The following is a 23,650-nucleotide window of genomic DNA, read 5'->3' as shown; positions in this document are numbered from 1 at the left end:
GGTGCTCGCCCTGGTCAACGAGTGGATACGTCACTCTGACGCCAAGGCAGGCGTTACTCTCGCGTTCACGGGCGTGCTGGGCACCATGACGTTCAACCTCGCGAGAGACTTCGAGTCTCGATCGCCGATATTCGACGCCTTGGTTGTCGTCGCGTGCGCGCTGCTGGTGCTGACGGGAGGGCTCTGCGGATGGACGCTGACGCCCCGAGTCAACGACAAGGACGCGGACCGCGATGCGATCAACCGTCTGTTCTTCGCGAGCATCTCGCGGAACTTCAAAGGCAAGCGCGAAGAGTACGCGGACGTGCTCCACACACTCACCGCCGATCCGCTTCAGCTGACGAGGGACCTCGCGGACCAGATCCATGCCAACGCCAGGATCGCGACCACCAAGGCGAAGTTCGCGAAATGGGCCATGCGCTCGGCTTTCGCGGCGGGCGCGACGGTCGCTGCACTCGCGATCGTCATCGGAAGCACGAACACATAGGGACGACATGGACGGCAACTTCAAGGCGTACAGCTACACGAACAGCTCCGACCGTATCGCGGACATTCTGAACCAGCCCGCGGGAGTCTTCGAGGAGGTCGACAATCTTCCGGATCGGGATCGACTGACGTACTCCAACGGCTTCTACGGCATGTGCTCAGCGGTCTTCATCGATATCCGCGACTCGTCGGGGCTCACGAGCAAATACAAGCGCCCCACGCTGGCGAAGATCTATCGGGCATTCATCTCCGAAATGGTGGCGGTGCTCAACTCCGACGCCAACGTCCGGGAGGTCAGCATCGTCGGCGACTGCGTGTGGGCGGTCTACAACACTCCGAGGAAGCCGAACATCGATGCCGTCTTCGGAGTCGCGTCCAAGGCGAACACAGTCCTGGAGCTACTCAACCACCGCTACGCGAAGAAGGGCATCGACCCGCTCGCGATCGGCATCGGCATCGACTACGGGCGCGTGCTCATGATCAAGGCCGGGTTCAGTGGCAGCGGGATCAACGACGTCATCTACATGGGGGACGTCGTCAACCGCGCAGCTCATCTCGCGCACGAGGCCGGGAGGGGATCGAATGACCCGTTCTTTGTCGGAGGGGTGTTCCAACAGAACCTCAACGACCACAACCAAGGCCTCCTCTCCTCGCGCTACATCACGGACCTCGGCACCGTTTACACCGGCAACGTGGTGAACACCGAGATGTACGATTGGCTCAAGACGCTTAAGTGATAGGCGGCGAATGGCCGACCCGTGCGGAGAATGGAGCGACCTCTTGCAAGGGCCGACTCGACCGAGGTTGTGGGGATCGGATGCAGTAGGCGGATCAGGTGTGCCAGGCTCCGAGGCCGAGAGCCACTTCAAGCGCGCGCTGGATACGCGCGGGCACGGGCTGAATCGCAACTGATCCATCGCGTGGCGGAGAGGGCGACCTCTCGCGACTCGACGGTCACCGCTGGTCCCTGAACGGGTCGACCACGCTGTGCACTCCGTGCTCGGGGCAGGTGAACGCGATCCTCATGCCCTCGCCCGTCGGCACCGGCTCGGGCACGCAGTCGCCGCCGCACTCCGGGCAGGTGCGGTAGGACTCGTCGCCGGGCGAAAGCGGATCGGACATGTCTCCAGGATATGGCGGACGCTCGGATCAACCGGCCGAGTCGGCCCCGCTGTCGAGGACGATCCGCGGTGTCAGTCCGAGCTGCTCTGCCAGGGACTCCACGGTCGCCAGCGACATATTACGCTCGGCGCGCTCGACGCCGGCGAGGTACCTCGGGGAGACCTCCAGCTCCTCGGCGAGCTGCTCCTGGGTGAGTCCTCGGGCGAGTCGAATGGCGCGCAGCTGCTCGCCGAGCGATGTGTTCAGAGATGAGTCGGATCGTTCTTTCGTCACCTCTCAACAGGAATTCATCGGTACCAGTCTGACCAGGAACTTATGAGTTCCTGTAAGCTGTTGACCAGGCTCATGGCCGACCTGGAGGACGTGCACCGACGACGAATGGACGATGCGAACGCATGACCCGGACCCCCGCCACCACGACCATTCGCACGAGGATCACCGCGACCGCCGCGGGCCTGGCGGCCGCGCTTGTGCTCGCCGGCTGCGGCTCGGGCAGCGACGAAGCTTCTGGAGCGGGTCGGGGCAACGACGGCGGCGCGGGAGATGGTGCTCGGGAGTCGACCATCTATCAGTTCGACGAAGCGAAGACTGCTGACGACACCCCATTCGCCGTCTCCGACTCGCCCGTGACCGTGGAGCTCTCCGGCGAGCTGGAGAGCGCCCTGCCGGCCGGGGCTCAGCTGACGGTCGGTCAGTACACGATCAGTGCGAAGGCTTTCGAGACCGGCATGTGCCGTCTCGACGTCGAGACCGTGTTCGCCAATGGCGGCCAGGACACGCTGTCCGCGCCCCGTGAGCGGGGCGGAGGCAACCCACACGAATACGTGATGTCCGCCCTGACCAAGGATCGGAGGTACTCGGACGCCACCGTGGTCGACGAGCTGCCGAGCGACGAGGACCTCGAGGACGACGGGGAGTACATCACCGAGGACTTCTCGAAGATGACGTTCGTCGACCAGTGCAGCGAGGACGCGGACGACCGCTTCCTGCCGCTGGACTTCCTCTACCCGGGCGAGGACGGCGAGCTGGAGACCTTCGCCGACGTCGACATCGCGGTCGTCGGGGGCACCCAGAGCGGAAGCGGGGGAACGACGCTGTTCCTCACCGGCGACACCGAGGCCGACGTGACACCCGCGGGGGAGTGGACTGCGCCGGACGAGGACTGAAGCGGCGGAGCCAGCGAGAGACGACCACGAGAGGAGAAGATCATGGCGACGAAGACGGTTCTGGTCTCCGACCTGAGCGGCGAGCCCGATGCGGAGACGGTGACGATCGGCTGGAAGTCCGCCTGGTACGAGACGGAGCTGACGGCCTCGGAGCGCGCCGAGCTCGACGAGATGCTCGCCCCGTACATCGCGGCCGGCCGTAAGGCGCAATCGAAGCCGTCGAACCGCTTCGTGCCCGACACGACGGTCGAAGAGCGCGAGGAGATCCGCGCCTGGGCGCGGGAGAACGGCTACGAGCTCGCCGACTACGGCAAGATCCCGAACTCGATCTACCGGGCATATCAGGCCGCGCGCGCATGACCGTCATCGCGCCGATCCGGTACTACCAGGGGCGCGTGGCCTATCCGAGCCGGCAGCAGCTGGACCAGGCGAAGGCCAACCTCGACCTCGACTTCGGTGACGGCGATCGCCCCACCGAGGACGTCGACTGCACGCACCTGCAGCGGATCACGGTCCGCGGTCCGTCCACGCAGATCCGTCAGCTCGACGAGCAGGCGAGGCAGAAGTTCTTCGACTACATCGGGTACAAGCGCGGCTTCCGCGTCCTCACCCATGACACGGCCACCGACTCGAACCACGGCGAGGCGGTCATCCGGCACGAGATCGTCTACGTCGTCGAGTCGCGGCCGACGAAGGGTTACGTGAAACTCACGCTGAAGTCGGAGGTGCCGCCAGAGGAGGCGTCTGGAGCCGACAGCGGCGAATGGTTCGACGGGCTGTTCTCCGGCATGGGCGAGGTCTTCAAGCGTCGTTGACTGTCGGCTCGGACGGCCACTCCTCTCCGTCGTAGTAGCCGAGCTCGATGATGTGGTCGGCGCGGGCACGCAGCCACTGCTCGACCGTCGCGTCCCCCACCCAGGCGTCGGCGGCGTGGTCGAGCGCTGCAGCGGCCATCTCCGCGCCGAGCTCTCCTCGGCTGCGCTTCGTCTCCTGGGCGTACCTGTGCTCGATGTGCTGTTGGCCGCCGCGCCGGCTCCGGGAGCGCGGCGGAGCCCAGGCGCTGGGCAGTCCGCGCCAACCGCATTCGCAGGTCGGGACGAGGGAGCCCTCGATGCGCCTGCGCTTCTCATCGAGCGAATCCCGGGTCTCGATGTCGTGCGCGCGCCTCTTCGCCAGGGACTCGATGAGGTCGATCTCCTCCTGAGCTTCGTCGCTCAGCTCGTTCGCGGGCTCCCAGCCAGTGAACTCGTGGCCGTCGACACTGAACCGTCCTCGTCGTCCTGCTCCCATGCCTCCATTGTCGACCCGAAGGGACTCAGATCAGGTGACCACTCAGGAGATCGGCGCAGGTCGACGAGCCAGGGCAATCGCGAAGCCGGATCTGCGGCTACCGAGCCGTAGGGATGCGACGGCAACGCATTTGAATGAGAAGTCGTTAAGTGACTGAAGAAGGCGTCGACTTGGAGCGTGGTGGTGGACGGGCGGAGCCCGTCCGGGAGGAGTGTTGATACAAGTACGACCTGTAGAAGAAGAGGGTATCACATGGTTCCAAATCGAGTCGATGACGCAGACCTCATCGCGACGCCGGTGGAGCGCGCGATCCTGGAGACCGTCGAGGAGGTCGGCGACGCGAGCGTCAGCGGTGACGACCTGACGCAACGAGCTCAGGCGCGCTACGCAGAGTTGACGAAGCCGTTCACGATGGGCCAGGAGGACTACATGGCCGAGACGATCAGCGGCATCTTCCTCGAGGTCGCCGAACGCCTCATCCTCGGCGGCGGCAGAGAGCAGTTCGACCCCGACGTCCTCGTCGAGACCGTCATCGACGAGTCCATGGCGACGTTCGAGAGGACTCTCGGCGCGCCGGCGGACGAAGCGAAGGCGCGGACGGCGATCCGGCAGTACATCGATGACGTCCACCGCTTGCCGCAGTGATCTTCTCGCCCTCCACCCGGGCCGGCTCCGCCGGCCACAGCATGACCCCTTCGCGTCGCTTGGTCAGTCCATGCGGCTGAATGGCGACCTCCGCCTGCGGCGTGGTCGCGCTCGGTGGTCATTCGGGCCGGCGGAGCCGGCCCCGGGCGGGTGGGTGACAGGAACCCACGACGAGAGGACCACCTCATGGCCATCGACGAGAAGACGAACGAGCTCGTCCCGTTCTCCGTGCTCGCGGAGCGCGGATGGACGCAGGAGATGCTCAAGATCCACCGACTCGACGGCTCCGACCAGGGATGGCCCCTGGCCAGCGCGCAGGCCCTCGAAGGAACGCCCGACTGGCAGGACGACCGAGCGCGCGCGGATGCCGGACTGCCGCTGCTCTACCGCCGCCAGGAGCTGCTCGCCGATCGCCACTGGAGCGTGACCATGGTCGCCGAGTTCCTCCCGGAGCCCGATGTCGTGGAATCGCTCGGGCCGAACAGGCGGCGGCACTCGTTCGTCGCGAGGAGGGTCGAGGCGATCGAAGCGACCGGCCGGTTCAAGGAGCGCGCTGCCATCGCGGCAGAGATGTCGCGGAAGGCTGCACACGCGGCGGGGGAGAAGCGGCGACGGTGACCTCGTCGGAGTGACTCAGCCTGTCGGACCTGATCGGGACCGACCTCAACGAGGAAAGATGCGAACAACAGCCGAGCCTTCAGTGCTCAGGAACGGGATGACACACATGGACAACGCACTTGCACACCTGACCAAGGAAATTGCACAGATCGAAGCCGAGGGGCCGTTCGAAGCAACGCTGTACGGGAACGACGGCTACCAGTTCCGGATCTTCACCGAGGACATCCTTGTCGGCGAAGACCTGTCCGGACTGAGCGAGGACGAGATCATCGAACGCATCAGGGACTGGGCCGAGGAGCCTGAGAATCTCGATGACGCGTTCGCTGGGGGTCCGTGGACCGTCTTCGACTGGCGGTTCGCGTCCGCCCAGCGTGTCCGCGAGATCGAAGTGACTGACTACGACATCGGCGACGTCGAGGACACTGGCCTGCTCATCGACGTCGCGATCCGGGAAACCGACGCGGGCTTCGCTGCCCGACTCGAGTCGGAAAGAGCCGCTCGCGAACGCTGACCGACACGGGACTCGGCCATCGGCTTCATGCAGGTGGCCGGGTCCCTTCGCGGTGCCCCACTGCACGAATACGCTGGAGTCGATGACCATCGAACGCACCTACGCCCTGTCTGACATCCATGGCCACATCGACCCCTTCCGCGCGGCCCTTCAGCTCGTTGACCTGGACCGCGACCCCGCTGCCGAGCTGGTCCTCCTCGGCGACTACGTCGACCGCGGCCCAGCCAGCCGAGAGGTGCTCGAGACGGTCAGGGACCTGCAGCAGCGGTTCCCGGAACGAGTGACCGCGCTGCTCGGGAACCACGACGACTGGTTTCTCGACTGGCTGGGTGCCGACGACGAGGACTCCTCCTGGCTGTTGGGCGATGCTGACCTCGGCACCGTGAAATCGTTCCTCGACCCTCTTGAGCTCGCTCATGCGCTCGGGCACGACGATCCCAGCAGCGACGCGTCCGCCCTCGACGGGCCGACGATGAACCACAACATCAAGAACGCAATCCCGACGAAGCACTCAGAGCTCGTCGGTTGGCTGCGCAGGCTGCCGCGCGTCCACGAGACTGACGAGCAGATCTTCGTGCACGCCGGCGTCGACGAGGATGCGGGGGAGATGTGGCGCGCCGCGACGCCCGACTACGTGTTCACCGAGAAGTTCCCCGCGACGACTGGACCGTTCTTGAAGACGATCATCGCGGGGCACGTGCAGACGCGATCGCTCCATCCGGACGGCTCGAACGGCGTCTTCCACGACGGCGAGAGCCACTACTACCTCGACGGTGCGGTCGAAGAGGTCGGCAAACTCAACGTCCTGAGGTACGACCACGCGACAGGGGTCTACGAGGACATCCCGGTCGGCTGAAAGATCTCTGCTGCCGGTCGGCCCCATAGGGTGAGCCTCATGGTGGACACCAAGCAGACCAAGACTGTGGGGGAGCATCATGTCGCGTCGGAATTGGCCAGAAGGGGGTGGGCACCGGCGTTGACGAGGGATGGTCTCGAACGGACGGACATCCTTGCGGTCGACGCTGCGGGGGCCAACCGCCGGCAGATCGAGGTCCAAGTCAAGGCCGCCCGCGGGTCCCACAAAAACCGCCTCAACTGGCCGCTCGGGGCGAAGACCCAGAAGCCGAGTTCCCATAGTCGTGAGTACTTCGTGTTCGTCGCGATTCCTGAGGACGAGAGCGCGCCGCTTCGTGATTTCGTGGTTCCGAGGTCCCATGTTGCAGCTGCAGCATGGATCAGCCACATGGACTGGCTCACTGAGCCGGGTGTCGCCGCGGGGCAACGCAATGCACCGGTCGAACGAGCTCGCGTGTACCTCTGGGTCTTCGAAGCGTACGAAGGGCGTTGGGACCTGCTGCACATCGACGAGTCGGATGCCCCAGTGCTCCTGCCGCCAGAGTTCCGTGACTATGCGCAGGAGGCACGCGTGGGCCTCCCGGGGGGACATCCTTGGCGAAATGCGTTGCCCGAGTGGTGAGCGCGCGTAGCTCTGCGGAACTCTCATGCACCGTCTCGCAGACATCACCTTGACGAGACGGGACCCGCCCAGTGGCTCTGCATCAGTGATCGGGTCTCGGAACTCGGTTCGGGAGCCATCTTCCCGATAAACGATCTACTCGAGGCGCTTGATCGTACCGTCGTCGTGAACGTCCTGCTCATGACCGGATTCATCGACGAGGGTCGCGAACTGGGAGTTGCTGAGCACCCGCAGGCCGAACTCCTCCGCCTTGGCGCGCACAGCCTCGTCGCCGGTGACGATGATCCATTCAGGAGCGAGAAGGAACTGGCTGTCGTATTCCTGCCCTTCGAGAGCGCACGCGACCACAAGAGGGTCCGCACTCCCCAGGTTCGCGTAGAGGTCGATCAGCCGCGTGTCGTCGTCGGGCACGGTGGACAGAACCTCGGCGAGCCAGTAGAGCACGCGTGTCGTCGTCGGGTGGACGTTATCCCGCAGCGAAGCGATGTCCGGCAAACCGACGGCCTCGTGCATCACTTCTTCGGGTATCACGGCGTGCTGCAGGAAGAAGCTGCTGGCCCGGCGGGCCTTGCCGAGCTGGCTGAGAGCGTTCGTGTCGATCACGTACCGCTGTCCGAAACCGTTCATTCGACCGCCCGCTTGAGATCGTCGATCCGCGACGGCTTGAGATTGTTCAGGCAGATCGAACGGCAGAACTCGCCCGGCGAGATGCTGCCGTCGTCGAGTGCGTGCAGCATGCGGACGGTGAGTTCGCGCCCGTTGTATTTGCGGACGGCGTTCTCGGGATGGATGGGGCTGCGCGGCCCGCCCTTGGGGAGACTCCGGAACTCGCCGCGTAGATGGTCGAGGTGGTTGCTCGCGGTTTCGCGGTTGATGATGCCCAGCCTCATCGCCCGCACTGTGACCGCACTTGCGGTGACCTTGAACTCGTCCGAGGCAGCCTTCATGTCGTCGATCGATGCCGGGCGGAGTTCCTTCATCCGGTTCGTGGGCATGAGCATCGCGCCCGCGATGTCGTACTCGCGGCCCGGGTCGGTCTCTGCGCTGCCGCCGTCCCAGGTCATCGGTGCGAAGATCCGCCGAGCCACCAGAACGGTCATGAGTGCGAGGGTGAAGATCGTGCGCCCGACCGGCTCCTGGTCGTCCCCGTGGTCGCCTCCGGCCAGGAAGATGTACGGGACCTTGTTGTCCCGGATCGTCATCCCGCTGAACTCCACGTGCGTGAGCCGCTGCGGCATGTAGTGCTGGACGCTTCGCGACACGAGCACCTGATTGGCTTCGAGGCGGTCGATGATGAGGTCCAGAGCCTTCGTCTTGGTCCTGCACGAGCGGAGCTGCTCGTTCGAGAGTCCGATCGCTGACATGAGGCGAGCAGCGTCGGCCTCGACGGCCGACGTGTCATCACGGAGAAGGCCGATGATTGAGTTCCGCTGCAGCGACGGGTCGTGCTTCCTGACCAGCTGCTGCTTGCGGATCAGGTCCTTGACGATCAGCTCGACGTCCCGGAGATCCACCTTGGAGCGGGAACCGATCGAGAACGTGTCCCGGCTGACGCCGGCGAGGAGCTTCTCTGTCTTCGTCTTCACCTGCCTCTGCACCAGGGACAGCGGCGCGAAGAACAGAGAATGGGGGATCTCGCCCTTTCGTGCGAGCTCGACCAGTTCGGCGTACTTGATGCGGCCGGATTCCAGCGCGCGCTCGTACCCCTTGTACGTGCCCGCCACGGAGCTGTCGAGGAGGGTGGTGAACACCGTGTCATCGATCGGGACGGCATCGCGGCCGATCAGCACCTCAATGGCCATGCCCTGCGACCTCCAGCCCGCTCATGCGTTCGCTCCGGCCGTCTCTTCGGCCAGCACCCGGTGCACCGTTCCGACCGATACGCCGAGGACGCGTGCGATCACGCGGATCGACTCTCCCCTCTCACGGCGGGCGAGGATGATCGCGCGCTTGTCGTCGTCGATGACGCGCGGCCGCCCGCCGACCCTGCCGCGCCGGCGGGCCGCGTCGAGGCCGTTCTTCGTCTTGCGCGAGATGTCCCGGCGACGGTCCTCGGCCAGCGCGAGCGCCATGTCGAGGAGGAAGCTGCGCTCAGTGTGCTCGCCGGCGGCGATTCCGTCGAGAACCTTGACCGTGCATCCGCGCTGGAAGAGGTCGTTGAGCACTACCAGTCCTTCCAGGAGATTGCGGCCGAGCCGGTCGACCTCCTGTACGGCGAGCATGTCCCCGTCGCGCATGAAGTCGATCGCCGTCTTGAGCCCTGGTCGGTCGTCGACCGCCAGCTTGCCGCTGACCTTCTCCTCGAAGACGCGCACGCAGATCGGATCGAGGGCATCGTGCTGCCTCTGCGTCTCCTGATTCGCGGTGCTCACCCGTACGAGTCCCACCAGGGCCATGAAGCCTCCTCGCGTTCATTTAACCTGTTCAACTTGCTCTGTCGAGTCTAGAAGTAGTTGAACGGGTTTGTGAACATCCATGCGGCGAGAAGTTCGTTGTTGGGTCACCGGGCTCCCCGTTCACGTCAACGACCGTTTGTTGAACGAGCCCGCAAGTAGACGAAGCGTCTCAGCCGTGAGCGGGAGCACTGCTCGGCACGGCCCGGAGCGCGACCAGGTAATCGTCACCCGCCTGCGTCAGCTTCCAATACACCGCCTTGTCACTCACCGTCCGCTTCTTCGTGCCGGTCGTGATGAGGCGCAGTGCCCGTAGCTGGACGATGATTGAACCCCATGACTTGTCCGAGATCTCCGCAGACTCGTTAGACATGGCGTCTGTCCATCCTTCAGGGTCAGCCTGGATCTCGCTGAGCATGTGACTATTGAAGGTGCGCCGCAGGGAGGGTTCAGGTGCCTCGTCGATCATGAACGGCCCAAGAACCTCCATGATCTCGTCCCACGTGTACTTGAGATCACCGAGCTCTTCGACTCGTCCGTAACCCCGGTTGCTGTAGCCCTTGTGGACCAGGGCAACCTCGACCTCTTCCTGGCCGTGGGCAAAGCTGCTGTCGATCTCCGACGCTGCGCTTTTGCCAGTCTCGATCTCCTGCTTCTCTAGCTTGGCGATCTTCGCTTCGAACTCTGCGATCTGAACCTTCGTCTCCGAGGTCATCGCCTGATCGCCTCGCACCCAGCCGGGCCGCGGATTGTTCTTGATCAGGTGCAACAGGCCGCGAGTCACCTTCGACCCGAGGTCCTCAGCGTTCTTCCACTCCTTGGTCATGCGATTCTGGACCTTGGCGCGGAACTCATCGAGCTTCTGCGCCGCCCCGTCGCTCTTGTCGGTCTTGCCGACGGGAATCCCGTCCATGTCGGCAGGCACGAAGCCCATCACAGGTATCCCGAGCTCGATTGCGTAGTCGTACTCCTTCTCGGTGTAGCTGACACCCTCTGCCGTGACCGAGCCGTAGCGACCACCGAGGACCACAAGGTAATAATCGCTCTGCTCGATAACGCCCTTGATCAACGTCCACTGATCATCGTTCCCTGCGGGAAACAGCTCCATCCCCGCAGGCATGCAGTCCATCTCAAGCAGTGCCTGCATCACCTCTCGACGTTCGTCGATGAGGTCGACGAAGGTCGAACTGATGAATACCTGATACCGCTTGTCCATGGAGTACATGGTACTTCGAGCGTCCCTTGACCATTGGGATTCGGGCTCCGGGTACTAGCTCGGGCGTGCCTGCATGGCTGATGTAGTAGACCCCGGATGGGCATCGCACTGAGCTACCTCGTGGCAAGGTGCTCGACCAGCTCGTCGACGACGTGGACCTCGGCACCGGCTCTGCGCATCTTCTCGGTGACCACTTCCTGCAGCAGGCTTAGCTTCCCGCCGGGCCGCTTCGTCTCCACGAACACGGTGCCCATCGGCGTGACGACGACGCGGTCGGGGACACCGGACCGCCCGGGGCTGGTGAACTTCATGCAGAGGAATCCGATCTGCCGGCACCTGGCCAGCAAATGGGATTCGACCTCGCGCTCAAGCACCGGGAGCCGCCGTTCGTTCGGTTTCGTGAACCTGAGACAGCGTGGTGATCATCGCCATGGGGACTCAGAAGACGATGTCGGCGGCGGTCTCGCCGGCGTCGACGCACATCCGCGAGAAGTTCCCTACCTCGATCTCCGTGCGGGAGGTGGCGACGTCCGAGAAGTTCGTCAGAGTGTCGTCGGTGATCTCGAGCCGGACCGACTTCGCCGCGACGCTCTCGATCGGCGACTTGCCGATCCACGTCGCGTCGTAAGCGGTCCCCTCGCCGCCTTCGGCCGGCTCGAGGGTCGCGACGCCTTCCGCCTCGGGCTGTCCCAGGCAGTTGATGATCGAGTACGTCACCTCGCCCGCCTCCTCGTCCAGGAGCCAACGCTCGAGAGTGGGGGAGAAGTTCTGGATCGCCCTGACGTACTGGACCTGCCCGGCCTCGACGCCCATGTCGACCGTCTCGCCCTTCGACTCGTCCTGGCCGCCGTCCTCGATGCTCTCGGACGTATCCTCCTCGGCCGGGGTCTCCGACTTGGTCGGCGCGGCCGATGGTGTCGAGGTCGCCGGGGGCTTCGGGTCCTGAGCACCGGCCGGGACGTTCTCGACGACGCAGCCTGTCAGGGCGAGGGCCGACAGCGCGAGGACTGCGGCAGCGGCGGTGATTTTCGTGGTCATGGTCTTCTCCGTTCCTGCAGTGGTGTCGGCCATGTGAGTGCTCACGCGGTCTCGCCTCCCTCATTGGAGGCCTTCTCGGCCGTGGCGGGCGCGGTCTTGCGCAGAGCGCGCGCGGCGGCGGCGATGAGGGGCCAGCCGGCGATGCTGGTGACGATCAGGGCGACGACGAAGCCGATGGAGACCCAGCTCGTGAAGGCCATGGGGATGAGGACCTGCGCGACGATGCGCGCGCCCAGGGTGAACACGGTCCGGGCGAGTCCGAAGCCGATGACCCGCGCGCGGACGGAAGTATCAGCCCACGGGGTCGTGGTCGAGTCCGGGTGGATGACCTTCCAGACGGCGTCGAGCATCTTGGAGGCGAAGCGCGTCCCGGTGTAGGTCTGCTTCGAGACGAGCCACTCCATCAGGACGTAGACCGGCACCAGGATGATCGCCAGGGCGATCAGTCCGCGCCACAGTGGTGGGAGGCCCGTGCCGCTGAGCAGCCACGTGCCGAGCAGGTGCTCGGCGCTGGCGACAGCGATGCCGATGCAGAGGGCGGTCACGCCCCGCTTGAACCCCGGCTCGGCGACGATCCTGCCGCCGGGGTACTCGGCCAGCGCGTCGACGACCGGCTGGAGCCGGGCGGCGGCCGCGGTCGGCGGGCCGACCCGGCGTCCACGGAGCGCGCTCATGCAGAACCAGGTCACGCTCACCGAGACCAGCGTGGCCGCGAAGCCGAGCGCATTGCCCTCCCTCAGCCACAGCCCGAGCAGGGCGAAGGTCGCGGCGGCGAGGACGGCGAGCAACAGGCGCGCCATCAGAGTGCTGAGGTCGAGGAACCTGTTCATGGTCAGTCCTCCTTCGAGTCGGTGCCCAGCTCTGCGCGGGACAAAGTTGTCGTTGCTGCTTCGAGCCCGTCGTCGAACACCGGCTCGTCGTCATCGAAGACCGGTTCGTCGTCGAACTCGGCGACGACGGGCGGTTCGGGTATCGCCGGCACCATCGGCACCGCAGGTGCTTTCGGAGTCGTCGGCTCGACGTCCTGTTCCTCGTCGGCGATCTCGTCGGCACCGGCGTTCTTCGGTGCCGTGGGCACGGCCGGTGCGACGGGCGCTCGAGGAGTCGCCGGGACCTCCGGCGTCTTCGCACCCGTCTTGATCACGACGCCGGGCCACCCGTGGCGGCGGACCTGCCAGGCCGCGAGCATCAGCCCGAGGACGACCTGGCTCCAGAGGTAGATGAGCCCGACCGTCGTCCAGTGGACGTCGAGAGTCAGCGAGGGCCAGTAGGTCACCGTCGCGACGGTGATCAGGCGCAGGGCGACGAACCGCGCGACGACGGCGAAGAGCGCGCCCGCACCGGCGACGGCGGCCGCCGCGAGGCACCACTGCCTCCGCTCAGGCACCCGTCCCTGCTTGAGTCGCCGCTCGGTGTCGACGGCGTAGGCCGCGTTCGAGATCGCCAGCGCCGGTCCGATCCAGACGACCAGCGTCGGGAGGATGAAGAGGACGAGGAACAAGGCGCGCAGGCCGCGCTCCTTGCTGTCCTCGCCGCCGGCGACGAACCGGGAGGCGACGGGCTTGATCTTGCCCTCGTGGTGCGAGCTCTCTGCGGCACCGGCCGCGGCCCGGTCCTTGTTCGCCGCCCGTCGCTTGAGCTCGTTCGCCATCCGGCGGTCGGAGAGGTGCCACGACGCCTCGTGGGCCAGGAGCCAGTCGGCCCTGACCTTCTCGTAGCGCTCGACGGTCTTCGTCACGGCTGCTCACCGCCGTCGGTGGCCAGGCACGGCTCGAGCTGCTCGGCCGTCTCGGCGGGCAGGCAGTTGTCCATGTACCGGAGCACCGCGTCCTGGGTCATCCCAGTCGCGAAGCTGCCTCCGACGATGACGCCGAGGCCGAAGATCGAACCGACGATGACGAGGAACGCGATCGCTCTAAAGATGAGTCCGAAGTTCATGCGGCTGTCCTCCTGCGGTGTGAGCCCGTGTTCGCCTTACGGTCCTATGGTACCGTAGGAGTGTTGCTCTAGGGAACCATGCCGCGACAGTTCTCGGGTGAGGGGAGGGTCGATACGATGGGCGAGGATCATAGGAACGCTCGTGTACGAGGAGAAAACGTCGTGGTAGCAGGCAAAGAACTTTCGGTCTCGCAGTCGGTTCCGATGCGCCCGGAGGACCGTCAGCGGCTACGCGTGCTCGCCGCCGAGAACGGTGTAGGACCCGGCCTGCTCGGCCGTGCGTTGATCAAGGCCGGGATCGACATGCTTGATGACCCGCGGGTCCAGGCACGGCTCACCGAGGAGATCGAGGCCGAACAGGCTCGCCAGTCGGCGGCCGGCCAGGCGGCGATGAAGGCCCGCTGGCACGGTGCCGAGTCGTCGCAGGAAACCGAGACGCGATGAGCGAGGCACCACCCGAAGGCGGCAGCGCCGCCGATCCCCAGTAGGGGCGTCAGGCGTCACGACACGACGATTCAACGCGGCCCCGGGACCCCGGACTTACCGTGCGGATTGGAGAACAACAAGGAGCAGTCTCATGCTGCGCAGCAAGAACAAGATCCCCCAGACGGTCGAGAGCAAGGACGGCTTCCAGAAGCAGCAGACGCCCTACGGTGGCTGCATTGATGGCGTTCCCGTCGAGACCGCGCCCCATCTGCTGGTGAGCGGGCCGACTGGCCGGGGGAAGTCCCTCAGGGCTCTCGTGCCCGGCGCGATCCTCTGGCGCGGTCCGCGGGTGATCATCTCGTCGAAGACCGATTTCTGCCGGGAGGTCGTCAAGCGCGACGTCCACAAGCGCGGACCGCTGTTCATCATGGACCTCTCGGGTGAGCTCGACGCCGACCTGCCGTGGCTGGAGGGCGTCGACTACACACGCGTGACCAGCGACCCGACCGCCCTCATCGAGTCCGACGATGACGCCCTCGAGATGGCGTCGATGCTCATGCAGGTCGGCTCCATCGGTGCGGGCGGCGCGAACGGCGGCGGAGGCTCGAACGACGCGTTCTGGCAGACGATCTCCGCCCAGCCCCTGGCCGCTCTTCTGCTCGCGGGAAAGGCTTCCGGCGGCGGGATCGAATGGACTCAGCGCGCCGCCGGGCGGACCAAGGGCAAGACTCCCGACGATCCCGCGCCGAGCTGGGTGCGTGCGTACGAGCTCATCAAGAAGACGTCGCGTCACGCGGAGGACCTGTTCGCCAAGGCGAACATGGAGGCGAAGCTGCGCGACTCGATCACGGCCACCATGAAGTCGGGCCTCTCGCCGTGGCTGCTCACGACCGTCTTCGGCGGCGGCAATGGCGGCAGGCCGTTCGCGCCGTCGATGCTCGAGGGGCCGAACGAACCGACGCTGGCCATCGTGTCTCCGGGCACCGGCGTCGCGGCGGGTGCCGCGGCCGCGGTCGTCGAGACGATCATCCGCCACTGGAGGCGCGGCGTGGAACGCGGTCTCGACCGCGTCCTGCTGAGCATCGACGAGTTCGCGAACACGTGCCCGCTGCCGCGCATCTCGACCTACCTGTCCGAGGCCAGGGGGCTCGGCGTCGCCTGCGTGCTCGCGACGCAGAGCCTCGGGTCCCAGCTCGACGAGGCCTACGGCGAGGCGCGCGCGAACACGATCCGCGAGGTGGCTCCGGCGGTCCTCATCCTGCAGGGCGAGCCGGGCTCGAGGGAGCTCGTCGAGAACGCTGCGTGGTGGGACGGAGAGGAGGACGCGTGGACGGAGTCGATCGACGCCCGGAGCGAGAAGACGCTCTCGGCCCAGCGCGTCCAGCGCACCAGCCCGCAGAACCTCCTGCCGAGGAGCCTCGAGGAGGCGCGCCTGCTCATGTATGGGCAGAAGGGCGTGATGGTCGACCTGCCGGGGATCTGGGACTTCGGCTGATCGGCTGAGCGCACGCGCGGAGATGGCCCGGACGCTTCGTCCGGGCCATCTCTCTGCATGTTCCGATCACATCGCCGCGCACTGCGGGCACTGGTCGTGGCTCCACCCCTTGGGCGGACGGTAGAACGACCGGCACCCGCGGCACAGCTCCTCGCTGTGGCCGCCGAAGAGACCGCACCTGTTCGAGTGGGAGTCGCGGTAGCCGACCGTCACCAGCTCGTGGCAGTCCTCGCACTCGTAGTACCTCCCGCCGGGGCCGAACACGACCATGGCGTCACCTCCCGATGCCCTCGCGCTCGGCCTGGCGGTCGCGCTCCTCGGCCTCCTGGGCAGCGCGGAACATCTGCTCCGTCGAGCTGAGCTCGGTGTCGTCGGAGCGGTCCGCGTCCTTCTCCTGAGACGCGGCCTCGCGCTGACGATCCTCGACCTCGTTCTGCTCCTGCGCCTCCCGCTCCTGCTGAAGCTCTTCCTCGCGCTGCGCTTCGAGTTCGACCTGTCGCTGCCTCTCCTGCTCCTGCTGGCGCTGCGCCTCGGCCTCCTGCTCGGCGACCTCCTGCTGCTGGCGATCGGCGGCCTCCTGCTGCTCCTGAGCGACGGCGGCCTCGTTCTCGCGCTGCCAGTCCTGGGCGCGGCGGCGGCGCTCCAGCTGGGTCTGCCGCTCGGCCTCCTGCAGCTCCGCCTGATGGGCGTCGCCGGCGAACGACTGCGCCTTCTCCTGACCCTGCTCGCGCTGCACGCGGCGCAGCTGCTGCACCCGCTCCTGATCGATGTTCTTGTTCGTGGCCATCATCTTTCCTCTCTTTTCCTCTGTTCCGATCAGCGCCCGGGGGACGGATCGCGGTCTTCCTGCTCGGCGGCTTCCGCCCTGGCGAACATGTCCGCCGCGCTTGGCACGTCGTCGTCGCTGTCGATTCCGGAGCTGTAGCTCTCCATCGCCTCGCGACTCTTCCGGTCTTGCTCCTGGTGCCGCTCGGCGGCCTGGGCTGCGTCCTCGTACCGGCCCTCCTTGACGAGATCGCGGATCTCGACCGTGCGCTCGCTCGTCTTGTCGACTCGACGGTCCGACGACCGGATCTCGCTCGCCAGCCGCTTGACCTCCGCGTCGTGCATCCAGCCGGTCGGATCGTTCCGCTCAGCGGCCTTCTGCACCCGGTCGTGCTCCTCGCGCAGCTGCGTGCCGCGCCCGCGCTCCTCGACGCCGGCATCGTGTGATGTCGTGCCCGCGGCGCGTGCCCGGGCACGAAACTCCAGTTGGCGGCGCGTCTCCGGCTCGAGGTGCTCGCCGTAATCGCGGAGGAACTGCGGGCCGATGCCAAGATCCTTGGCCCGCCGTTCGTACTCGGCGTCCGGCAGAGCGCCGCGGTAGTCCTCCTCGAGATCGGCGACGCCGTCGATGCGTTGCTGGATCGCCTCCGAGCCGCCCTTGGCCTTCACGCCGCGCAGGCCGGAGCGGAACGGCTCGGTCTCGGGTTCACTCGGCGTCGACGGTATAGGGTCGATGTCCCGCGGCGTGTCCGGCTCCGGCGTGTCTATCGCCTGGGGCGACCGGACCCTGCTCCACACGCCGTCCTCGACGGCCTCGTTGCGCTCGGCTGCCGTCACCGGCTCGCCCAGCGCCGACCACTTCGCGACGACATAGCGCTGCTCGCCCGTGTCCATCTCGCAGCTCAGGCTGCCGACGCCTGCGCGGCGCACGGGGCTGTCGTCGACCGAGCTCCTGCCCGGATGCACGACGACCGTCTCGTCGACGAGCCGCGCGAGCTCGTCCTCAGAGAGGTCAGCGAACCGCTCGGGCGGGTTATCGACGAGGCGCTGCTGCTCGCGTTCGTAATCGGCGATCTGCTGGGCAAGCCGGTCTCGTTCGGCCTCCCGCCGGTCTGCCTGCTGACGAGCGCGTTCTTCCTCGGCCATTCGAGCAACCGCAGACTTCAGCTGCTCGAGCTCGGCCTGCTCCTCGGCGCTGAGCGACGTCGAGGTCAGCGGGATCTGCGCCGCTTCGCCGACCCGCTGCTGACCCGCCGGCACCTCGACCTCCAGCCCCCGAGTCTTGCGAGCGAGCTGTGCGTCGATGGCGTCGTGGGCGTACTCGGGACCGAGCGTCGCGCCCTTCACGCCCTGCTTCGCGCCGTCGACCTTGTACCGCAGGTCATAGCCCTTGCCGCGCTTGCCGCGGCGCAGAATCTCTTCCACCTCGACGCCGCGGTTCTTCATCTCGGTGACGAACGAGTCGCGGTCGACGACACCCGGCTCCTGGAGGGCCTCGTAGGCCTCGCGCCGGATGTGGTCCTGGTTCGTCTCCTTCGGCGCGCGTCCCTCTCGCTTCGCCCGCTCCGCTTCCCAGTACGCGTGCTGCCCGTCGCGGCGCTGGGCCGCTTCGTACTCCTTCGTCCCCACGCGGGCGAGCGACTGCGTGAAGCCGTACTCAGGGTGGGCGTCGAGCCACTGCTCGAACCGGGCGCGGACGCTGTGCACGTCGCGCATGTCCCCGCCCATCTTCTGGCCGGCCTTGTACTCAACTCCGTCGAGCGTGAAACCGTGGTAGACGGTGGCGTTCGACGCAACGTGGATGTGAAAGAGCCCGCTCTCGCCGTTGCGCTCTCCCCATATCGATTCCTGCAGCCCCGGGTAGTGCTCGTCGCGCTCGGCCTTGACGGCGAGGAAGGCGCGTTCGACGTCCTCCGGGTTCTCGGGGTTCACCAGGTCCGCGCCGAACGCATAGATGCTGTGCGTCGCCTCGGACTCCTTCTCCGGCAGCGCGTCCTCCGGCTCGATGCGCAGGTGGGTGGGAGTCTCGCCCGGACCGGCCAGCCGCTTCCGGTGGCGCTTGCCGTCCCAGTGCTTGATGTGCGTCCCGCGCTGGCCGCTCGCGTGAATGCCGGTGTCGGGATCGACGGTCTCGTACTTTGCCCTCGGCGACCGCGTCGCTCCCTGGGTGCCGTGCTCGACGCGCACGGCCTTCCACTCGGCGATCTGCGTCTCGGCGTCCAACGAGCAGTGCCGCGTCGCCATGAACAGCGGCGGTTCCTTGTCCTCCTTCGAGTCGCGGTAGCGCTGCAGGCTCGCCGCGGTCCGGCCGCTGAGGACCTTGACCGCGACACCGCCCCGCTTCGGTCCGCTCATGCCGCATCGGCCTCACGGATAGGTTCCGAGGAGGTGAGCAGCGCGCGTACCTCGGTGGCCAGCGCGTCGTCTGCGCGCTCGGCCTCGGCCAGCTCTCCGAGCCGGCGCTCGATGCCCTGCAGAGCGAGCACCACCTCATCCACCCGCGTGCTCGTGGCTCCCGTCAGATCGCCGCGCTCGATCGCCATCCGCATGACGTTCGCGAGCTTCGCGACCTGGTTCGAGTGGACCCCGACGGCCCGGCGCTGGTGCGCCCGCTCATTGATCGCGTCGGTGAGTTCTCGGAGGCCGTCGATGAGCGGCGCGGCGAGGGATTCGAGGACTGCAGCCTTCGCGTCCGCTTCGGCTGCGCGCTGCTGCGCAGCAGTAATGGCTGCGGCACGGAAGTTGTCGTAGACGGCGGCGATCGCGCCGCCGCGAGAGAGTCCGAGATGCGCCCGGTCGGCGTCGACGTTCTCGAGTCGCTGGGGCGTCATTGGAACGAACACGCCCTTGGCGTGCGGCGAGAGATTCCGTCCGGCGCTGGAGCGTCTCGTCGCGGGCTTCGCGGCGTTCACGATGCGGACCTCCTCGGACTCGAATTGCTTCTTCGAATCCGGGCCCTTGCATCCCAGCCGCGCAGACCATTACGTCCTTAAACGCTCTGACAGGTCGTCAAGCCTGTCCGGCGGACCAGCACCATAGGGGTGTAGCCCTGTCGTCGTTATGCATCTCCATTGTTCCACCCGTACCCCCGAATAGTGAAGGGGGTACGGGGATCGGGCAAGCATCCTGACCACATATGTTCCCTCGCTGCGCTCGGCCGCGCTGCGCGCGACTGGTCAGGTGCTTGACTTGGGTGTGGAAAGGGGGCTGCCGCCCCCTTGCTCGCTGCCGCTCGCCACCCCCGCTGATGCGCATCCCTCGCGCTGCGCGCTCGGGCCGATGAGGTATCGGCGACCACTGCGACGAGTCCGGCGCAGACGTGCCGCGTCCAGGTCGCGGCGGCAGCGCGGATCGGGCGTGCTCTGGGCATGAGAGAGCCCCGACCAAGCGGTGGTGATCGGGGCTCTTGCTCTCCGCCGGCGGTGTCGTCGCGGCGGCCCTACGCGGCCGATTGGTACGGCGTCGGCCACGACTCTTGACGTTCGGCGGCGCGGCCACTGCCCTCGCCGTCATCGAGGGGAGCGGAAGCGGAGGTCGAGCTCTTCCGAGGCTTCGGCGCGCGGGCGTCGACGCCACTTCGGTCGTCGTGCTTGAGTCGGTCCAGCAGCGCCGGATCGGCCGCGCCGACGATCTCGGTGACCATGTCCAACAGGCGCTGGGTGCGGACGGTCTCGTCGCGGTCGCGGACGGTGCGCGTGACCTTCGCTTCGGGCTGCACGTCGAGCAGGTCGTAGAGCTCGAGCGCGACGCGGGTGTGGCTCTCGCCAGCGTGCTTCTTTGCCTGCGCGATGCGCGCCTTCTCCTTCTTCTCCTCGTCCGCCTTAGCCTTCTGAGCGGCCTCGAGCTGGCGTTGCAGCTGCTCGATCTCGGCGTCGATCTTCTTCATGGTGATCACTGCTCCTTCACTGTCGTTGTGCGCCCTTCGGGCGGTCTCGTCCTTGTCGTCCGCGGCCTGGCGGCCGCTCGGCTGGTCGGGGGAGGGGAGCGGGCTCCGGTCTGGTGTTCCGTCATCGGCCCTGTCCTCCCGCCAGGGCCAGCGCCTCGAGCACGGCGTCGAGCGCATCCGGGTCGAGGCCGGTGATTGAGTCGCCGAGGTCGACCGGGTGCTCGCTGCTGGTGAGGCTCGTGGCGATCTCGAGCACACGGCGCTCTCCGCCGCTGAGGTGGCCCTGCTCCGCTTCGGCAACGGCTGGGTCGAACCAGAGGCGGCCAGCCTCGTCCTGTCGGACCCACGGCCCGCTCAGCAGCCGTCCGTCGAGGGCGGTGACGAGCAGCTCGACGGCGGCCTCCAGCGCCAGCAGACCGCGCGCCCAGGAACGGAGTGCCTCGAGACGGTCAACGTCGGGGCTCACGACGTCACCTCCTCGGTCTCGCTGGTGTCCGGCGCAGGCACCAGCGGTGCACCGGTCGGGCACCGAGAGGGCATCGCGACGTCCCTGCAGTGCCGTGCCCCGAGACGAGCACTCCGGTGACCGGATCGGGCACGATTCAGGGCCGTGCGATGCTCCGATGGAGTCGCTGCGGTGACCGGGCTGATGCGTGCCTGATCGGTGACCGAGACGGTCACGGCAAGGGCACCTCGGTGTCCGATATGTGTTCGGATCACGGCGTTTCGCTGCTCCCAGGATCGCGGATCATCTCGATGCCGTGGGGATGCACCACCGCGGCCCTGATACCGAATGCCGTCGATAGATCGCCGAAGAACGCCCGGACGTCGGGATCAGCGGTGGGATCGCCCTCGACGACCTTCGTGAGCTCGCGCTCGAACTCGGCCCGCGAGAGGGAGTTCCTTTTGGTGGTCGGCACCGTGCGCTGGAACTTCTGATTACGCTTGCGCTTCTTGGACATTACTCTGCCTCCTTCTGGTCATCGGTGTCCTGCTCGGGGCTGGAGTCGGCGGTGCCGAGGCCGATCGGCGTGGCAGACTCCCCGGCGATCTTGAGGTGGGCATTCTCGATCTGGAGTCGCAGCAGCTTCGCTTCTGCCGACTCCTGAACGCCGTCGCGGGCCTGGAGGTCGGCGAGCGTCTTCTTGGCACCAGGGAGGTCGGCGAGGATCGCCGCTTCGGCCGCTGCCACCTCCGCCGGGTCCTTACGGGAGGGTCCGGTACCGTCCAACTCTGCGCGCAGGCTCTTCTCGCGCTCGAGCAGGACGGGGCAGCCGGGGCGATGGGCAGAGGTCCACACGCCCTCGTACACGATCGACCGCGTGTGAGCGTCCGGGGGCGGGCAGCTGCAGATCTCGGCCTCGCGGTTAGCCTGCTCGATCGCCGCCAGCTCGCGGCGGTCCTCGCTCTCGCGTCGGCGCTCGGCATCGGCCGGCGAGTTGAGCGGATACCGCTGGGCGATGCGCTCCCTGCTCTCCGACACGATCTGCTCGGCACGGGCTTCGTCATCGTCGGGGAGCAGCCGCAGCCCCTGGCGGAAGCGCCGGCCGTTTGCCCGCTTCACCTTGTAGCCGAGCGCGTCCAGACGGGTCCCGAAGTCCTTCTCACCCAGGATGTGCTCCCGCATCACCCCGTTCGCCCGGCAGTACTTCTGGTAGTCGGCGTGCAGCGTCTTCGTGCCGTCGCTGTCCCGGTCGGAGCAGCCGTCCTCGCAACGCTCCTCGATGAAGTTGCTGACGGTGTCCTGGTCGGCCTTGTACTCGTCGGTCGCCGCGGCGACGCGCTCGGGCACGACGATGCCGTTGCGGACGTAGTCCTGGAGGCCCTGGAGAGCCCAGGCCAGGATCGCGTCTGCGGCCTGCCTGGTCCTGAGCTTGCGGCCCAGGCGCGGGTCGCGCTCCTCGGGCGGCACGACCACGTCCCACGGCACGTTGGTCACGCGCTCCCACACCGCGGGGTCGTCGGCCGGCAGCTGCGGAGCGTGGTTCGTGATGAGGACGAGCTGATGCGAGGGCTCGAACTCGACCGTGATCTTGCTGTGGACACCGCGAGCCTTGATCGGGTCGCCGCCGGTGAGCGACTTGACCTTCGCGGAGTCGAGCTCGGCCGTCTTCGCGGTCTCGGACATGAACACCAACCGAACGGCCCGGAGCCCCAGGAGGGCCGGGTTCGGCTTGTCCGCGGTCGCGTTGCGGTCGACGTTGAACAGGGCCGGGTTGGCCACCGCGCCGTAGTCGCCCACGGCGTACAGGACCGCGCCGTAGAGGACGCCCTTGCCGTTACGGCCCTCGCCGGTCAGGATCGGGAGCAGATGCTCCAGCTGCTCGCCGATGAGGCCGAGTCCGCCTGCCGTCTGCTGCAGGTAGCGGCAGACTCCCTCGTCGGGAAGGCTCCGTGAGATGAAGCGCTCGAAGACCTCGGAACGGGCAGCCGGGTCGTATCCACCGCGGGTGATCCGGGTCATCCGATACTTGGGATCGTGCGGGTGGACGGTGAGGCAGCGCCAGTCGACGCCCCGCTCGAGCTCACGGAGGTCGAGGACGCCGGTGGGGGTGTTGAGCAGCCACGGGTCGGCGTCGAGCTCTTCGGCGTCGGCGGACAGGCCCTCGATCGTGGACATGAGCCGCACGACGCCGGCGAGGCCGCTCGACGTCTGAGACTTCACGAGGTCGGCGAGGAGGTCCTTGTCGCCCAGCGCCTCCGGCGCGAGCCGTCCGATCGCGCGCGTGACCGCACGGGTGATCGCCTTGTCTTCGAGGTCGAGGCGGAACCGCTTGCCGTCATAGCGATGCCAACCGAGGCCGGCCACGTGGATGAAGCGGTCGATGCACTCCGCGGCGACGAGGCTGGCGATGCGCGCGTGGGAACGGAGGGTCTCGGCGTCCTGCAGCAGGAACTCGCGCTCGGCCTCCGCGTCGATGCCGTCGTCGGAGTCGCCGTCGAACGCGAGGAGGTCTTCGTCGATGACGGGCTGTTCGAGGTCGTCCTGGTCGGATACAATGGTCATGTCGATCCTTTCGGAACACGCCTGACTCATGAGTTGGTAGCTCGTCAGGCGGATGGACTTGAAAGTCGAAATGGCCCCGGTTGCACGCCGGGGCTTTTTCGTGCAGTCAGGCGGCGGAGGAGAGGAGACGGCCGAGCTCTCGCTTGCCGCCTTCGTCGAGGCCAGGCCAGG

32 protein-coding genes are annotated in these 23,650 nt (G+C 66.9%); 12 read left to right on the top strand and 20 right to left on the bottom strand.

Annotated features, from left to right (window positions below; all coding sequences use genetic code 11):
* The first annotated feature begins 1 nt into the window (after position 1).
* A complete protein-coding gene (locus tag DWV08_RS10320; protein ID WP_115413701.1) occupies positions 2 to 487 on the top strand; it encodes a Pycsar system effector family protein in 486 nt (161 codons plus the stop codon).
* A 7-nt stretch (positions 488 to 494) separates the two neighbouring features.
* Entirely contained in the window at positions 495 to 1,223 is a 729-nt protein-coding gene (locus tag DWV08_RS10315) for an adenylate/guanylate cyclase domain-containing protein (RefSeq protein ID WP_115413700.1), read from the top strand.
* Between the two features lie 217 nt (positions 1,224 to 1,440).
* On the opposite strand, the gene DWV08_RS16775 is transcribed toward DWV08_RS10315, so the two are convergent.
* Entirely contained in the window at positions 1,441 to 1,608 is a 168-nt protein-coding gene (locus tag DWV08_RS16775; RefSeq protein ID WP_162801547.1) for a hypothetical protein, read from the bottom strand.
* Between the two features lie 27 nt (positions 1,609 to 1,635).
* On the bottom strand, positions 1,636 to 1,881 hold the full coding sequence (locus DWV08_RS10310) for a helix-turn-helix domain-containing protein (protein ID WP_206516705.1): 246 nt from the start codon (positions 1,879 to 1,881) through the stop codon (positions 1,636 to 1,638).
* Between the two features lie 122 nt (positions 1,882 to 2,003).
* Between DWV08_RS10310 and DWV08_RS10305 the strand changes: the two genes are divergently transcribed.
* Genes DWV08_RS10305 through DWV08_RS10295 form a run of 3 tightly spaced genes read left to right on the top strand, consistent with a single transcriptional unit; the run spans position 2,004 to position 3,589 of the window.
* Positions 2,004 to 2,774: a hypothetical protein gene (locus tag DWV08_RS10305; protein ID WP_115413699.1), complete on the top strand. Its 771-nt coding sequence runs from the start codon at positions 2,004 to 2,006 to the stop codon at positions 2,772 to 2,774.
* Between the two features lie 42 nt (positions 2,775 to 2,816).
* Positions 2,817 to 3,134 carry a histone-like nucleoid-structuring protein Lsr2 gene (locus tag DWV08_RS10300; RefSeq protein ID WP_115413698.1) on the top strand — a complete coding sequence of 106 codons (318 nt, stop codon included), beginning with the start codon at positions 2,817 to 2,819 and terminating at the stop codon, positions 3,132 to 3,134.
* The gene (locus DWV08_RS10295; RefSeq protein WP_115413697.1) at positions 3,131 to 3,589 is read left to right on the top strand and encodes a hypothetical protein; all 459 of its coding nucleotides are present in this window, start codon (positions 3,131 to 3,133) and stop codon (positions 3,587 to 3,589) included. Before DWV08_RS10300 ends, DWV08_RS10295 begins: the two co-directional genes overlap by 4 nt.
* Here the strand turns inward: DWV08_RS10295 and DWV08_RS10290 are convergent.
* Complete coding sequence (locus tag DWV08_RS10290) at positions 3,576 to 4,064, bottom strand: hypothetical protein (protein ID WP_115413696.1); 489 nt, start codon at positions 4,062 to 4,064, stop codon at positions 3,576 to 3,578. The genes DWV08_RS10295 and DWV08_RS10290 overlap by 14 nt on opposite strands.
* 297 nt (positions 4,065 to 4,361) lie before the next feature.
* Between DWV08_RS10290 and DWV08_RS10285 the strand changes: the two genes are divergently transcribed.
* The 5 genes from DWV08_RS10285 to DWV08_RS10265 all read left to right on the top strand — a co-directional run bounded on the left by DWV08_RS10285 (position 4,362) and on the right by DWV08_RS10265 (position 7,315).
* Positions 4,362 to 4,709 carry a hypothetical protein gene (locus DWV08_RS10285; protein ID WP_127097469.1) on the top strand — a complete coding sequence of 116 codons (348 nt, stop codon included), beginning with the start codon at positions 4,362 to 4,364 and terminating at the stop codon, positions 4,707 to 4,709.
* A 186-nt stretch (positions 4,710 to 4,895) separates the two neighbouring features.
* Complete coding sequence (locus tag DWV08_RS10280; RefSeq protein ID WP_115413694.1) at positions 4,896 to 5,327, top strand: hypothetical protein; 432 nt, start codon at positions 4,896 to 4,898, stop codon at positions 5,325 to 5,327.
* A 106-nt stretch (positions 5,328 to 5,433) separates the two neighbouring features.
* Positions 5,434 to 5,838 carry a hypothetical protein gene (locus DWV08_RS10275; RefSeq protein ID WP_127097468.1) on the top strand — a complete coding sequence of 135 codons (405 nt, stop codon included), beginning with the start codon at positions 5,434 to 5,436 and terminating at the stop codon, positions 5,836 to 5,838.
* Positions 5,839 to 5,920: 82 nt separating this feature from the next.
* Positions 5,921 to 6,694 (top strand): metallophosphoesterase, encoded by a 774-nt coding sequence (locus tag DWV08_RS10270; protein ID WP_115413692.1) that lies wholly within the window; start codon positions 5,921 to 5,923, stop codon positions 6,692 to 6,694.
* A gap of 39 nt (positions 6,695 to 6,733) precedes the next feature.
* Positions 6,734 to 7,315, top strand: coding sequence for a hypothetical protein (locus tag DWV08_RS10265; RefSeq protein ID WP_115413691.1), 582 nt, complete (start codon positions 6,734 to 6,736; stop codon positions 7,313 to 7,315).
* Positions 7,316 to 7,450: 135 nt separating this feature from the next.
* On the opposite strand, the gene DWV08_RS10260 is transcribed toward DWV08_RS10265, so the two are convergent.
* The 9 genes from DWV08_RS10260 to DWV08_RS10220 all read right to left on the bottom strand — a co-directional run bounded on the left by DWV08_RS10260 (position 7,451) and on the right by DWV08_RS10220 (position 13,900).
* Entirely contained in the window at positions 7,451 to 7,918 is a 468-nt protein-coding gene (locus DWV08_RS10260) for a hypothetical protein (RefSeq protein WP_127097467.1), read from the bottom strand.
* Positions 7,919 to 7,938: 20 nt separating this feature from the next.
* Positions 7,939 to 9,117, bottom strand: a complete 1,179-nt coding sequence (locus DWV08_RS10255) for a hypothetical protein (protein ID WP_115413689.1) — start codon at positions 9,115 to 9,117, stop codon at positions 7,939 to 7,941.
* Between the two features lie 21 nt (positions 9,118 to 9,138).
* Positions 9,139 to 9,711 (bottom strand): recombinase family protein, encoded by a 573-nt coding sequence (locus DWV08_RS10250; protein WP_115413688.1) that lies wholly within the window; start codon positions 9,709 to 9,711, stop codon positions 9,139 to 9,141.
* 169 nt (positions 9,712 to 9,880) lie between these two features.
* The gene (locus DWV08_RS10245; protein ID WP_162801546.1) at positions 9,881 to 10,924 is read right to left on the bottom strand and encodes a DUF4062 domain-containing protein; all 1,044 of its coding nucleotides are present in this window, start codon (positions 10,922 to 10,924) and stop codon (positions 9,881 to 9,883) included.
* 113 nt (positions 10,925 to 11,037) lie between these two features.
* Positions 11,038 to 11,298 carry a VRR-NUC domain-containing protein gene (locus DWV08_RS10240; RefSeq protein WP_115413686.1) on the bottom strand — a complete coding sequence of 87 codons (261 nt, stop codon included), beginning with the start codon at positions 11,296 to 11,298 and terminating at the stop codon, positions 11,038 to 11,040.
* Between the two features lie 64 nt (positions 11,299 to 11,362).
* Positions 11,363 to 12,007: a hypothetical protein gene (locus tag DWV08_RS10235; RefSeq protein WP_127097466.1), complete on the bottom strand. Its 645-nt coding sequence runs from the start codon at positions 12,005 to 12,007 to the stop codon at positions 11,363 to 11,365.
* On the bottom strand, positions 12,004 to 12,792 hold the full coding sequence (locus tag DWV08_RS10230) for a hypothetical protein (protein WP_115413684.1): 789 nt from the start codon (positions 12,790 to 12,792) through the stop codon (positions 12,004 to 12,006). The genes DWV08_RS10235 and DWV08_RS10230 overlap by 4 nt, the downstream gene beginning before the upstream one ends.
* Positions 12,793 to 12,794: 2 nt before the next feature.
* Positions 12,795 to 13,700, bottom strand: coding sequence for a hypothetical protein (locus tag DWV08_RS10225; RefSeq protein WP_115413683.1), 906 nt, complete (start codon positions 13,698 to 13,700; stop codon positions 12,795 to 12,797).
* Complete coding sequence (locus DWV08_RS10220) at positions 13,697 to 13,900, bottom strand: hypothetical protein (protein ID WP_115413682.1); 204 nt, start codon at positions 13,898 to 13,900, stop codon at positions 13,697 to 13,699. Before DWV08_RS10220 ends, DWV08_RS10225 begins: the two co-directional genes overlap by 4 nt.
* A gap of 234 nt (positions 13,901 to 14,134) precedes the next feature.
* Here DWV08_RS10220 and DWV08_RS10215 point away from each other — a divergent pair, with 234 nt between their 5' ends.
* Together DWV08_RS10215 and DWV08_RS10210 are read left to right on the top strand one after the other, a co-directional pair.
* Positions 14,135 to 14,344, top strand: a complete 210-nt coding sequence (locus tag DWV08_RS10215; RefSeq protein ID WP_162801545.1) for a hypothetical protein — start codon at positions 14,135 to 14,137, stop codon at positions 14,342 to 14,344.
* Between the two features lie 133 nt (positions 14,345 to 14,477).
* On the top strand, positions 14,478 to 15,821 hold the full coding sequence (locus DWV08_RS10210; protein WP_115413680.1) for a type IV secretory system conjugative DNA transfer family protein: 1,344 nt from the start codon (positions 14,478 to 14,480) through the stop codon (positions 15,819 to 15,821).
* A 66-nt stretch (positions 15,822 to 15,887) separates the two neighbouring features.
* On the opposite strand, the gene DWV08_RS10205 is transcribed toward DWV08_RS10210, so the two are convergent.
* The 8 genes from DWV08_RS10205 to DWV08_RS10170 form a co-directional block, all read right to left on the bottom strand.
* Positions 15,888 to 16,091: a hypothetical protein gene (locus DWV08_RS10205; protein WP_115413679.1), complete on the bottom strand. Its 204-nt coding sequence runs from the start codon at positions 16,089 to 16,091 to the stop codon at positions 15,888 to 15,890.
* A gap of 4 nt (positions 16,092 to 16,095) precedes the next feature.
* On the bottom strand, positions 16,096 to 16,611 hold the full coding sequence (locus DWV08_RS10200; RefSeq protein ID WP_162801544.1) for a hypothetical protein: 516 nt from the start codon (positions 16,609 to 16,611) through the stop codon (positions 16,096 to 16,098).
* Between the two features lie 26 nt (positions 16,612 to 16,637).
* Positions 16,638 to 18,941, bottom strand: a complete 2,304-nt coding sequence (locus DWV08_RS10195; RefSeq protein ID WP_115413677.1) for a hypothetical protein — start codon at positions 18,939 to 18,941, stop codon at positions 16,638 to 16,640.
* Positions 18,938 to 19,498, bottom strand: a complete 561-nt coding sequence (locus DWV08_RS10190) for a hypothetical protein (RefSeq protein ID WP_127097465.1) — start codon at positions 19,496 to 19,498, stop codon at positions 18,938 to 18,940. Before DWV08_RS10190 ends, DWV08_RS10195 begins: the two co-directional genes overlap by 4 nt.
* A gap of 527 nt (positions 19,499 to 20,025) precedes the next feature.
* A complete protein-coding gene (locus DWV08_RS10185; protein ID WP_127097464.1) occupies positions 20,026 to 20,472 on the bottom strand; it encodes a hypothetical protein in 447 nt (148 codons plus the stop codon).
* Positions 20,473 to 20,593: 121 nt separating this feature from the next.
* Positions 20,594 to 20,938, bottom strand: coding sequence for a hypothetical protein (locus DWV08_RS10180; RefSeq protein ID WP_115413674.1), 345 nt, complete (start codon positions 20,936 to 20,938; stop codon positions 20,594 to 20,596).
* Positions 20,939 to 21,188: 250 nt separating this feature from the next.
* Positions 21,189 to 21,434 (bottom strand): hypothetical protein, encoded by a 246-nt coding sequence (locus DWV08_RS10175; RefSeq protein WP_115413673.1) that lies wholly within the window; start codon positions 21,432 to 21,434, stop codon positions 21,189 to 21,191.
* Positions 21,434 to 23,479: a DNA primase family protein gene (locus tag DWV08_RS10170; RefSeq protein WP_162801543.1), complete on the bottom strand. Its 2,046-nt coding sequence runs from the start codon at positions 23,477 to 23,479 to the stop codon at positions 21,434 to 21,436. The genes DWV08_RS10175 and DWV08_RS10170 overlap by 1 nt, the downstream gene beginning before the upstream one ends.
* Positions 23,480 to 23,650 lie beyond the last annotated feature (171 nt).

The organism is Brachybacterium saurashtrense, assembly GCF_003355475.1.
In the GTDB taxonomy this organism is placed as follows: domain Bacteria; phylum Actinomycetota; class Actinomycetes; order Actinomycetales; family Dermabacteraceae; genus Brachybacterium; species Brachybacterium saurashtrense.
The sequence above is the reverse complement of the archived record's forward strand: the minus strand, read 5'-3'. Positions and strand labels throughout refer to the sequence as shown.

What these genes read in the sequence shown, in the direction of transcription:
- DWV08_RS10245 (WP_162801546.1), bottom strand. Translation starts at nt 10,924, where the DNA reads ATGGACAAGCGGTATCAGGTATTCATCAGTTCGACCTTCGTCGACCTC.
- DWV08_RS10270 (WP_115413692.1), top strand. Translation starts at nt 5,921, where the DNA reads ATGACCATCGAACGCACCTACGCCCTGTCTGACATCCATGGCCACATC.
- DWV08_RS10265 (WP_115413691.1), top strand. Translation starts at nt 6,734, where the DNA reads ATGGTGGACACCAAGCAGACCAAGACTGTGGGGGAGCATCATGTCGCG.
- DWV08_RS10300 (WP_115413698.1), top strand. Translation starts at nt 2,817, where the DNA reads ATGGCGACGAAGACGGTTCTGGTCTCCGACCTGAGCGGCGAGCCCGAT.
- DWV08_RS10295 (WP_115413697.1), top strand. Translation starts at nt 3,131, where the DNA reads ATGACCGTCATCGCGCCGATCCGGTACTACCAGGGGCGCGTGGCCTAT.
- DWV08_RS10185 (WP_127097464.1), bottom strand. Translation starts at nt 20,472, where the DNA reads ATGAAGAAGATCGACGCCGAGATCGAGCAGCTGCAACGCCAGCTCGAG.
- DWV08_RS10205 (WP_115413679.1), bottom strand. Translation starts at nt 16,091, where the DNA reads ATGGTCGTGTTCGGCCCCGGCGGGAGGTACTACGAGTGCGAGGACTGC.
- DWV08_RS10210 (WP_115413680.1), top strand. Translation starts at nt 14,478, where the DNA reads ATGCTGCGCAGCAAGAACAAGATCCCCCAGACGGTCGAGAGCAAGGAC.
- DWV08_RS10200 (WP_162801544.1), bottom strand. Translation starts at nt 16,611, where the DNA reads ATGATGGCCACGAACAAGAACATCGATCAGGAGCGGGTGCAGCAGCTG.
- DWV08_RS10195 (WP_115413677.1), bottom strand. Translation starts at nt 18,941, where the DNA reads ATGAGCGGACCGAAGCGGGGCGGTGTCGCGGTCAAGGTCCTCAGCGGC.
- DWV08_RS10220 (WP_115413682.1), bottom strand. Translation starts at nt 13,900, where the DNA reads ATGAACTTCGGACTCATCTTTAGAGCGATCGCGTTCCTCGTCATCGTC.
- DWV08_RS16775 (WP_162801547.1), bottom strand. Translation starts at nt 1,608, where the DNA reads ATGTCCGATCCGCTTTCGCCCGGCGACGAGTCCTACCGCACCTGCCCG.
- DWV08_RS10280 (WP_115413694.1), top strand. Translation starts at nt 4,896, where the DNA reads ATGGCCATCGACGAGAAGACGAACGAGCTCGTCCCGTTCTCCGTGCTC.
- DWV08_RS10290 (WP_115413696.1), bottom strand. Translation starts at nt 4,064, where the DNA reads ATGGGAGCAGGACGACGAGGACGGTTCAGTGTCGACGGCCACGAGTTC.
- DWV08_RS10275 (WP_127097468.1), top strand. Translation starts at nt 5,434, where the DNA reads ATGGACAACGCACTTGCACACCTGACCAAGGAAATTGCACAGATCGAA.
- DWV08_RS10230 (WP_115413684.1), bottom strand. Translation starts at nt 12,792, where the DNA reads ATGAACAGGTTCCTCGACCTCAGCACTCTGATGGCGCGCCTGTTGCTC.
- DWV08_RS10255 (WP_115413689.1), bottom strand. Translation starts at nt 9,117, where the DNA reads ATGGCCATTGAGGTGCTGATCGGCCGCGATGCCGTCCCGATCGATGAC.
- DWV08_RS10305 (WP_115413699.1), top strand. Translation starts at nt 2,004, where the DNA reads ATGACCCGGACCCCCGCCACCACGACCATTCGCACGAGGATCACCGCG.
- DWV08_RS10170 (WP_162801543.1), bottom strand. Translation starts at nt 23,479, where the DNA reads ATGACCATTGTATCCGACCAGGACGACCTCGAACAGCCCGTCATCGAC.
- DWV08_RS10175 (WP_115413673.1), bottom strand. Translation starts at nt 21,434, where the DNA reads ATGTCCAAGAAGCGCAAGCGTAATCAGAAGTTCCAGCGCACGGTGCCG.
- DWV08_RS10250 (WP_115413688.1), bottom strand. Translation starts at nt 9,711, where the DNA reads ATGGCCCTGGTGGGACTCGTACGGGTGAGCACCGCGAATCAGGAGACG.
- DWV08_RS10315 (WP_115413700.1), top strand. Translation starts at nt 495, where the DNA reads ATGGACGGCAACTTCAAGGCGTACAGCTACACGAACAGCTCCGACCGT.